We start from the raw sequence: 8,942 nt of genomic DNA, 5'->3' as shown, positions 1-8,942 counted from the left end.
TGAAACGTTTGAGAATGTAAAATTGAGAAATCTTCCAGGCAGGTTTTCTGTTGATTGGGGAAATACGCAGAGGTATGGAAGTAGCTATTCTTTCGACAGTCAGGAAATTTTAGAGGCTTTTAAAGATCTTAGTCAGATAAAGGATAACGAACCTGTTATTATTACTTTTAAATTGTTCAAAAATGCTTTTCCTAAAGCAGAAATATCCAAGGCCGGTAAAACAATTCTATTAAAAGATGTTTACCCGGATCTTCCAACAAAATATGCGCGTTAAAATAAAAACCGAATCTCTATTGAAATTCGGCTTCTTAATTATGTAAAGAAATTTATTGTTTTTTCTTTTTCCATTTTCTCCATAAAATGATAATAAGAGGAAGCAGTAAGAAGAACGGCCAAAAAGAAATAATACCCAAGAGAAAAGCAACAAAACTGTTCCATCCTTCTGTTATGGAATCTGCAAAGCGACTTCCGAATCCAATTTTTGAAGTGGCAGAACTTCTTACTTTTTCTTTATATAAGCTTAGGTTTAAAGTACTGTAATTGACGCGGTCGTCAATAAAACGAAGTCTTCCTTCGGCAACATCAATCTCATCTTCCAAGCCACGGATTTTTTCCTGGATTTCCAACATATCTTTTGTGTTAGCCGCACTTTTAAGCATATCCCTATACTTTTCAAGATAGATTTTTTTGTTAGCTAATTTTATAGATACATCAGTATATTCCTCTGTAACATCATCTGATGAAACATTTTTGGATAACACAGAACCCAGACCGTCAGAAAATGAATTGATAAGTGTATCAAAACTTTTGTGAGGAACCCTGATCGTTAAATCAAGATTTTCATCTACATCTGTATTTCGAAATTCTTCTTTTTGAATATAAGCATTGTTCTTTTTTAAAATTTCATTGACTAGGGCCTGCGCTTTTTTTATTTCGCCAACCTGAATTCTTATATTCCCATTTTTAATGATTTTCCGGGATATAGTATCTGTTTTAATTTCTGTAGAAGTGCTGGATTTACCATCAGGAAGAAGCTTTTCAGAGATAGAACTAGGAGGAGAAGGTTCTTCATTAATCATTTCGACAAGATCAGCATTAACAGAATGCTTATTATCTCCAGACTTACTGCAATTGATAAAGGCGAAAAAAAGTAAAGGTAAAAGTAAAGTTCTCATGAAAGTTAATTTTCATGAATACAATCAAAAACCATGCTTAGAAAAGCAAGTACCTTGAAATTGTTTAAAAGAATAAGCGAAAGGTATTAATATCTGATCCCGGTCTTTTTAAGAATAAAGCTTAAAAGCCATATCGGACCGATCAGCAGAAACTGAATATCTTTTAGAAAAGAAGGCTTTTTACCTTCAATCTTATGTCCGATAAACTGAAAGATCCATGTAACCACAAAAATACTGAGATAAAGTATCCAGGATTGTTTGCCAAGGCTGATATTGGTGAGATAAATACAATGTTCTGCCAGAAGCATAATCAAAATCATGGTGATTCCGATTAAGAAAGACAATCTTAAATAATATAAACTCATCAGAGCAACAGCCACCAAACTTACAATACTGATGCATCCAAAATAAGAAATGCAGAAATGGGATGAAGGAATCAGGGAAATAAATCCCAGGATGGAACAAAAAATCAAGGGTACACAAAGCCAATGAATGAACTTATTGGTCGCATTTCTATGGCTTTTACTATATTCTGCAAATAATAAATCAACCTTTCTCATACTGACAGGAATTGGATTGATGCTAAAATAATAAAATTTTGTAATCAGTGATAAGTTTGCTTACATTTGTCTTATGTCTGCCTTAGAAAAATTCGGAGTTGAGATTTTTACACAGAAAAATATTTTCGAGAGAATAGCTGTTGATAAGCCTTTCCGTCCCGAAAATCCGTCTTTTATTTTCATTAAATCAGGAACCATAAAACTTCGCCAGCATTTCAGCGATCTGGAAGTTTCTGCCAATATGTTTATGGTGACAGACCCACAAACGATTTATGAGGTGATATCAGTGACTGATGATTTTCAGTCCAGAATGGTGTCCTATAAAAGAGAATTTATTTCCGCGCTTTCTTTGAAATTCAATAGGTTGATTACGTACCGATACTTCAGACAGCAGATGAACAGAGGTGTACCATTTCCGGAAAGTGAAATGGAAGTAGTATGGAAAAGCGTCAATTTTCTAAAATACATTTTAGATTCTGAAACAGATATGCTCTATAAAAAAGAAATGGTGGAACATCTTTTTTCTGTTTTCTGTTATCAGATGGCAGGGATCATTTCTAAGGAAGATACCAGTTCTATGAACCAGATGTCCAGACAGGAGGAAATTGTTTTCGTTTTCCTTACAGATCTGTCCGAATATCATCTTACAGAAAGAACGGTGGAGTTCTATGCCGAAAGACAATCCATTACAACCAGACATCTTTCTTCAGTAGTAAAAGAAGTGACCGGGAAGTCTGCCAGCCAGATCATCGCTTTAATTGTGATGAATGAAGCAAAAGTCCTTCTGAATTCGTCCAATAAACCTGTCTCAGAGATCTCATCTATCCTTGGTTTTAGCGATCAGTACGCATTTTCACACTTTTTTAAAAAGCATATGGAAGTAAGTCCCAGACAGTACAGACATCAGTTCGAAAATTAAAATCTTACATTTGAACATCTTTTTCCAAAAATCAAACATTTGATTGATTTTGTTGTTCACCTAACTTTGCATCTGTAAAACAAGGTAAAATGACAAAGAAAATAAAAACAGCACTATCAGTTCTGATAGCAGCTTTTCCTGCGCTGTTTTTTTCACAACAGGTTAAACAGCTGACCGCAGGTGAGATTGCTGAACTGGCAGTTCAGAATCATCAGCAGTTGAAGGTTTCCGCTCAGAATATTGATATCGCCAAACAGAATATCAATGTGGCCAAGCTTCAGAAACTTCCAACCATTACGGCTTCTACCAGCCAATTCTATTTGGGAGATGCAGTAGCCATCGATAAAGACTTTTCAAATTCTACAAAAATTCCTATGCCTCATTACGGAAGTTCGTATGCGGTGCAGGCCACTCAACTGATCTTCAAAGGAGGATTGGTGAATAAATCCATTGAAATGGCAGGGCTTCGTGAACAGCTTTCTGAACTGGACCTGGAGAAAAATAAGCAGGATGTGAAATTTTTGGTAATTTCCAATTATCTGGATATCTATAAAATCATCAACCAGGAAGAAGTTTTTCAGAACAACAAAAAGCTGGCTCAGGAACGTCTTAAAAATATCCAGAAGTTCTATCAGCAGGGAATGGTAACCAGAAACGAAGTGATTCGTGGTGAATTAGCCCTTAAAAACCTGGATCAGGGAATTCTGACGCTTTCAAACAATAGAAAAATTCTTAATTACAATTTAAATATTGCTTTAGGTTTACCTTCTGACACAGAAATTGTTCCTACCGAAAGTTTGGAGAATAAAGAATCCGGAATCGGAATGGATTATTATATGAACCTCGCCCACGACAGCAATCCGGTGTTGAAGTCAGCACAAAAAAATATTGCAGTAGCGGATAAGAATATTGAAATTATAAAAACCGATAACTTACCTACAGTGGCAGGATTCGGCGGATATACTTTACAAAGACCAATTACTACGAGAAACCCTGTCTTGGATATGTATTCAGGAGGTTGGCAGACAGGTGTTTCTCTTAGTTACAATATCGATACCTTGTATAAAACAAAGGAAAAGGTAAAATTAGGGGAACTGCAGAAAAACCAGGCGAACGATGCGATGACTTTGGTACAGCAGAATGTAGACATGGGCGTAAATGCGGCGTATACCAAATACCAGGAAGCGATTCAGCAGGCAGATATTTTAAATGATTCCAAAAGGCTGGCAGAGGAAAACTACAAAATTACTGAAGCCAAATACCTGAATCAATTAGCCGTTCAGGCGGAAATGATTGATGCACAGAACCAGAAGCTGCAATCGGAGCTGGATTATGCTAATGCAGAGATCAATGTTTTGTATCAATATTATAACCTTTTGAAAGCTACGGGAACACTTTAATTTTTTAAACTGAAATCAACACAATGGAAAACAAGGAACAAACTACTCAAAATACTGCACCAACTCCCGCAAGACCAGCGGCAGACAGCAAAAAAAAGCAGAACAAGAAAAATAAAATCAGAGCGATTATTTCCAATATCATCGTTTTTCTGGTGATCGGATTCGGACTATTCTGGCTGATCCGTGAATATTTCCACATCGGAAACAAAACCTATACGGAAGCGGCTCAGGTTGAAGAATTCATTAACCCAATCAATACAAGGGTTTCTGCTTATATCAAAGAAATAAAATTTATTGAGCACCAAAGAGTTAAAAAAGGAGATACCCTGGTTATTTTAGATGAACGTGAAATCCTTACTCAATTAGGACAGGCTGAAGCAGCTTACCAAAATGCTATGGCCCAGAAAACGGCGACAAGTTCTTCTGTAAATACCGTTTCCAACAATATCAATGTAATGGAATCTAATATTGCCGGAGCAAAAGCAAGACTTTGGAATGCTGAACAAAACCTGAACAGATATAAAAACCTTTTAGCTGCGGAAGCGGTAACAAGACAACAGTATGATCAGGTAAAAACCGAATATGATGCTCAAAAGGCGGCTTATGAGACTTTGGTTAACCAGAAACAATCGGCAAACCTTTCCACTACAGAAGTGAAAAGCAGATTGGGAATCAACGATGCAGAGATCAAAAGAACAAAATCTGCGCTGGATATGGCCAGAATCAACCTTTCTTATACTGTTATTACCGCTCCTTATGATGGAGTAATGGGAAGGAGAACAATCTCTGAAGGGCAATTAATTCAACCGGGGCAGCAAGTGGCAACCATCGTATTAAACGGTCAGAAATGGGTAACTGCTAACTTCCTTGAAAGCCAGATGCCTAATATTAAAGTAGGAGAGAAGATGATGATGACGGCAGATGCTTTAGGCGGAAAACAATTTGAAGGTGTAGTAACCGCTGTTTCTGCAGCTACTGGATCAAGATATTCAAACGTACCGACGGATAACTCTACCGGTAACTTCATTAAAGTACAACAGAGAATTCCTGTAAGAATCGAGTTTACGGCTTCCAATAAAAAAGAAGATCTTGAGAAGCTGAGCGCAGGGATGAATATGAACGTGAATATTAATAAAGACTAAAAGATGGAAGATATCAGATTTCAGACCTTATGCAGTGTGAAAAGCTAAGGCTGAATGTCCGGAAAGTCTGCCATCTGATATCTGAAATCTATTATCTACAATATGTACAACAAAGGATTATATAGCAACTGGGTACCAAAACCCGTACAGCTTCTGCTGATTGTCTTGCTGCTTGCCGTAGTAATGCCGATTGGCGGGGTGTATACCGGGAACATCAGTTATCTGGTGAGTGGTACCGGAGCTATGACAGAATATTTTATGTGGGCGAATTATGCGACCACAATAGGAATGGGAGCCTGTATGCCTGTTGTCCTCAGAATTAAGATGAGGTTCAAGGTAAGAGACAAAATGGTGCTGCTATTGGTTCTTTTGGGATTGCTGAGCTATATCAATGGTACAACTTTACAACCGATGATCTTTGTATTTTCCGCTTTACTGATTGGATTTATGAAGATGATGGTCACCATAGAACTCTTTTTACCATTAATGGTAATGATAGGAAACAGAGGAATGTTTTATGGAGTGTTCTATACATTTGTACTGGTGATGAACCAGGTAGCTGTATATTATTCAGCAGAATTTGCACTTCTTTATAACTGGCAGCAGTTTTACATTTTTACAGCAGTTCTATGCTTTATATTGGCATTGATCCACTGGATTTTTATGCATGATAAATACTTTGCACTGAAAGTTCCTTTGCATTATATTGACTGGCTGAGTATCCTGCTTTTCATTTCAACATTCATGTTTTCTGCGTATGTGTATGCATTCGGAAGACAGCAGGACTGGTTGAATTCAGATAATATTATTAATGCGAGTATTGCTGCTTTTGTGAGCTTTGCATTGCTTTCCATTCGTCAGTTAACCTTAAAGAGGCCTTATCTTTCATTTAAGATTTTCACCAAAAGTAATGTACAGAACGGCTTATTTATGCTGTTCTGGCTGGGAATGTTCTTAGGAACGGCTTCCATTCAGAATACTTTTGCGGTAGGAGTTTTAGGATATGACCCTTTAACCAATGCCAAACTGAGCATGATGATGATTCCGGGAATCATTGTAGCCGGGATAATTGCAATATTCTGGTTTAAAAAGGAGAAACCATTGAAAATGTATATTTTTTCAGGGTTTGCAGGGATGATAGGATATGCGATTATCATGTATTTTTCTATGGTACTGGAGTTTAATTATGATAACTGGTACTTACCTATGTTTTTAAAAGGGTATGGAATGTGCTCGTTGTTTATTTCCGTATGGTTCTATACGCTGGATAAGCTTGAAATGGATGAAATGCTGGCAGCCATCGGATTGGTATTGGTTTGGAGAACATTTTTAGCCGTAGGGATTTTTTCAACCCTATATTCATGGTTACAATACCGTTTCCAGGTGACTGCAATTGGAGATCTTGCCGTTTATATGGATGGAATGACGGTAACTCCGCAGAATGTCATGGCCAATATGAAAGCCATTCAGCTTAACGCGATCCTGATAGCCACTAAAAAGATATTCGGATTTATTATTCTGATTGGTTTTGGAGTGTTGCTTTATGTGATTACACACCACTTCGGAGCCAAAAGATTCCAATATTTCAGATTCATCAGAGTTCTTGGGGGTAAATCTGTTATTGCCAGAAGAAGACTTCGTGAACGTAAAAAATTATTAGAAGAAATAAAAGACGCAGCAGGGCCTGCGATATAAAGATACCTTGTTTTTCACAGTAAGATCCTGGTCCTTCGTTGGGCTGGGATCTTATGATTTTTAGGAGGGAAGCTTGAGGCTGGAAGAGGGAGGTTACGATAGACGGTTAACGATTATATCTCGCTTTTTATAGATGTATGATTGCATGTTGATTTTAATCTTATAAGGAGGGAATTGAGGCTGGAAGAGGGAGGTTATGATAGACGGTTAACAGCTATTGCTTCAACGCTTCAACGTAAGAGAATTGCCGAAAAGAAGCTATAATCACTTTTATCTGTACTCATGGCATCGATAACTTCCAGCCTCCATCTTCCTGCTTCCATCTTTTAATCCAATACCTGAAAAATTTCACTCCTTCTTATTTTTATTATTTCTAAATAAAAATTATCTTTGCGAGATTATAAAACTTTGATTTGAAGGAATGAAAAAGCATTATGCATTCATAGGTCTGTTAGCATCGGGATTGATGTTTTCCCAAACTGTTAAAGACTCGGTAACCTCTAAAGGAATAGAAGATGTAGTGATTGTTGCATCAAGAAAACCTACCAAAATTTCTGAAATTCCAGGTACCGTTTGGGTTGTTCAGAAGGAAAAAATCCAGGAACAGGCCAAAAGCGGAGTTCCGATTAAGGAAATGTTATCCATTTTAATTCCAAGTATGGATATCGGACCACAAGGAAGAACCAATTACGGACAGAATATGAGAGGACGTTCTGCCTTGGTAATGATTGATGGGGTTTCTCTCAACAGTATCCGAGCCATCAGCCGTCAATTAGATGCCATTGATCCATTTAATATTGAAAGAATAGAAGTGCTTTCAGGAGCAAGCTCTATCTACGGTGGAAATGCAACCGGTGGTATCATTAATATCATTACAAAAACACCATCCAAAAAAGGAATTAGCGGAGAAACTGAATTGGGAGTGCGTACAGGGTTTATGGGAAAAGATGACCATGATTTCCGTGCCGCTCAAGCTATTTCAGCTAAAGGAGAGAAGTTCTTCGGGAGACTTGGAGTAGCTTATCAGCAAAATGGTGGAGTATACGGAGCAGACCAGAAGCAGCTTTTTACAGATATTACCCAAACAGACCTTCAGTACAATCAATCTATTGACATTTTGGCGACCGGAGGATATCAGTTTAACAATAAGCATAAAATAACAGCGTCTGTTCAATATTATAACTCCAAATTTAATGGAGACAGAAGTTTATATTTAGGTGAAAATCTTAGTGCTTTTACAAAGAAAGATGGGAACTTGCTGGAAATGAGAGATGGTTTTTCTTCTGATAAAAATATAGGAACGGAACGTTATATGGCAACAGTAGCCTATAATGGAAACGGAATTCTTGGTGGTCAGGATCTGTACATCCAGCTAGCAACAAGAGGAGAGAAATTAGGATTTTATCCCTTCCCAGGAAATGTAAAGCTGGAAAAAGGGAGTATGGCTTACATGTCTTCCTCACAGCAGGATACTTATTATTCCGGAATAAAAGCATTATTGTCAAAATCATGGAAAGGATTAAATGTTACCTATGGAGCTGATATAGATTTTGAAAAGTTTGAAGGAACGCAATCAGTATATGATATTACTAAAACAATGTCCAGTGGTGGGTTAATCAATGAAACTCAATACAGACTTGGAAGATATCCTACCAATCACTCACAAAGCTATGCAGGATATGTTCAGGCAAAATATAATATCATTCCTAAATTACAGCTTAATGCAGGAGTACGTTACCAGCACATCAACGTAAAAATGGATGATTTTGTAGGCTCTGTACAGCAGACACAGATTGCTATGGGATATGGAACCTCTGCTTCAGCTATTCCGGGAGGAGAAAGCTCTTATAACGTCACATTAGCCAATGCCGGATTACTGTATAAAATCAGTGAGCAGCACCAGGTATGGGGAACATTCTCCCAAGGTGCAAGCTTAGCAGATCCTGCTAAATATTATGGAATAGGAACTTATAAACTGAACGGAACCCATTGGGATGTAGTTTCAAGTATCAATGTGAAAGAGCAGCCTTTACAGGCCATCAAAACCAATC

8 protein-coding genes are annotated in these 8,942 nt (G+C 37.4%); 6 read left to right on the top strand and 2 right to left on the bottom strand.

Annotated elements, in window-relative coordinates; genetic code table 11:
- Nucleotides 1-274: hypothetical protein (locus BBH99_RS22310; RefSeq protein WP_394363544.1), on the top strand; the 274-nt coding region annotated here is incomplete at its 5' end.
- A 52-nt stretch (nucleotides 275-326) separates the two neighbouring features.
- Here BBH99_RS22310 and BBH99_RS05285 read toward each other — a convergent pair.
- A complete protein-coding gene (locus BBH99_RS05285) occupies nucleotides 327-1,175 on the bottom strand; it encodes a DUF4349 domain-containing protein (protein ID WP_066692968.1) in 849 nt (282 codons plus the stop codon).
- Nucleotides 1,176-1,261: 86 nt separating this feature from the next.
- On the bottom strand, nucleotides 1,262-1,735 hold the full coding sequence (locus BBH99_RS05280) for an Mpo1 family 2-hydroxy fatty acid dioxygenase (protein WP_066692964.1): 474 nt from the start codon (nucleotides 1,733-1,735) through the stop codon (nucleotides 1,262-1,264).
- A gap of 73 nt (nucleotides 1,736-1,808) precedes the next feature.
- Here BBH99_RS05280 and BBH99_RS05275 point away from each other — a divergent pair, with 73 nt between their 5' ends.
- From BBH99_RS05275 to BBH99_RS05255, 5 genes are all read left to right on the top strand, one after another.
- Entirely contained in the window at nucleotides 1,809-2,654 is an 846-nt protein-coding gene (locus BBH99_RS05275; protein ID WP_066692961.1) for a helix-turn-helix domain-containing protein, read from the top strand.
- Between the two features lie 89 nt (nucleotides 2,655-2,743).
- The gene (locus tag BBH99_RS05270; protein ID WP_066692960.1) at nucleotides 2,744-4,054 is read left to right on the top strand and encodes a TolC family protein; all 1,311 of its coding nucleotides are present in this window, start codon (nucleotides 2,744-2,746) and stop codon (nucleotides 4,052-4,054) included.
- Nucleotides 4,055-4,077: 23 nt separating this feature from the next.
- Complete coding sequence (locus tag BBH99_RS05265) at nucleotides 4,078-5,196, top strand: HlyD family secretion protein (protein ID WP_066692958.1); 1,119 nt, start codon at nucleotides 4,078-4,080, stop codon at nucleotides 5,194-5,196.
- A gap of 102 nt (nucleotides 5,197-5,298) precedes the next feature.
- Nucleotides 5,299-6,891 (top strand): transporter, encoded by a 1,593-nt coding sequence (locus BBH99_RS05260; RefSeq protein WP_066692957.1) that lies wholly within the window; start codon nucleotides 5,299-5,301, stop codon nucleotides 6,889-6,891.
- A gap of 421 nt (nucleotides 6,892-7,312) precedes the next feature.
- A partial coding sequence (locus tag BBH99_RS05255) for a TonB-dependent receptor (RefSeq protein ID WP_066692956.1) occupies nucleotides 7,313-8,942 on the top strand: 1,630 nt, incomplete at its 3' end.

This window comes from Chryseobacterium contaminans (assembly GCF_001684955.1).
Lineage (GTDB): Bacteria > Bacteroidota > Bacteroidia > Flavobacteriales > Weeksellaceae > Chryseobacterium > Chryseobacterium contaminans.
Note: the sequence above shows the minus strand (reverse complement) of the source record. Positions and strands in the feature narration are given on the sequence as shown.

Bases quoted from the DNA above. Each gene is read 5' to 3' on its own strand.
- BBH99_RS05285 (WP_066692968.1), bottom strand. From the start codon at position 1,175: ATGAGAACTTTACTTTTACCTTTACTTTTTTTCGCCTTTATCAATTGC.
- BBH99_RS05280 (WP_066692964.1), bottom strand. From the start codon at position 1,735: ATGAGAAAGGTTGATTTATTATTTGCAGAATATAGTAAAAGCCATAGA.
- BBH99_RS05275 (WP_066692961.1), top strand. From the start codon at position 1,809: ATGTCTGCCTTAGAAAAATTCGGAGTTGAGATTTTTACACAGAAAAAT.
- BBH99_RS05270 (WP_066692960.1), top strand. From the start codon at position 2,744: ATGACAAAGAAAATAAAAACAGCACTATCAGTTCTGATAGCAGCTTTT.
- BBH99_RS05265 (WP_066692958.1), top strand. From the start codon at position 4,078: ATGGAAAACAAGGAACAAACTACTCAAAATACTGCACCAACTCCCGCA.
- BBH99_RS05260 (WP_066692957.1), top strand. From the start codon at position 5,299: ATGTACAACAAAGGATTATATAGCAACTGGGTACCAAAACCCGTACAG.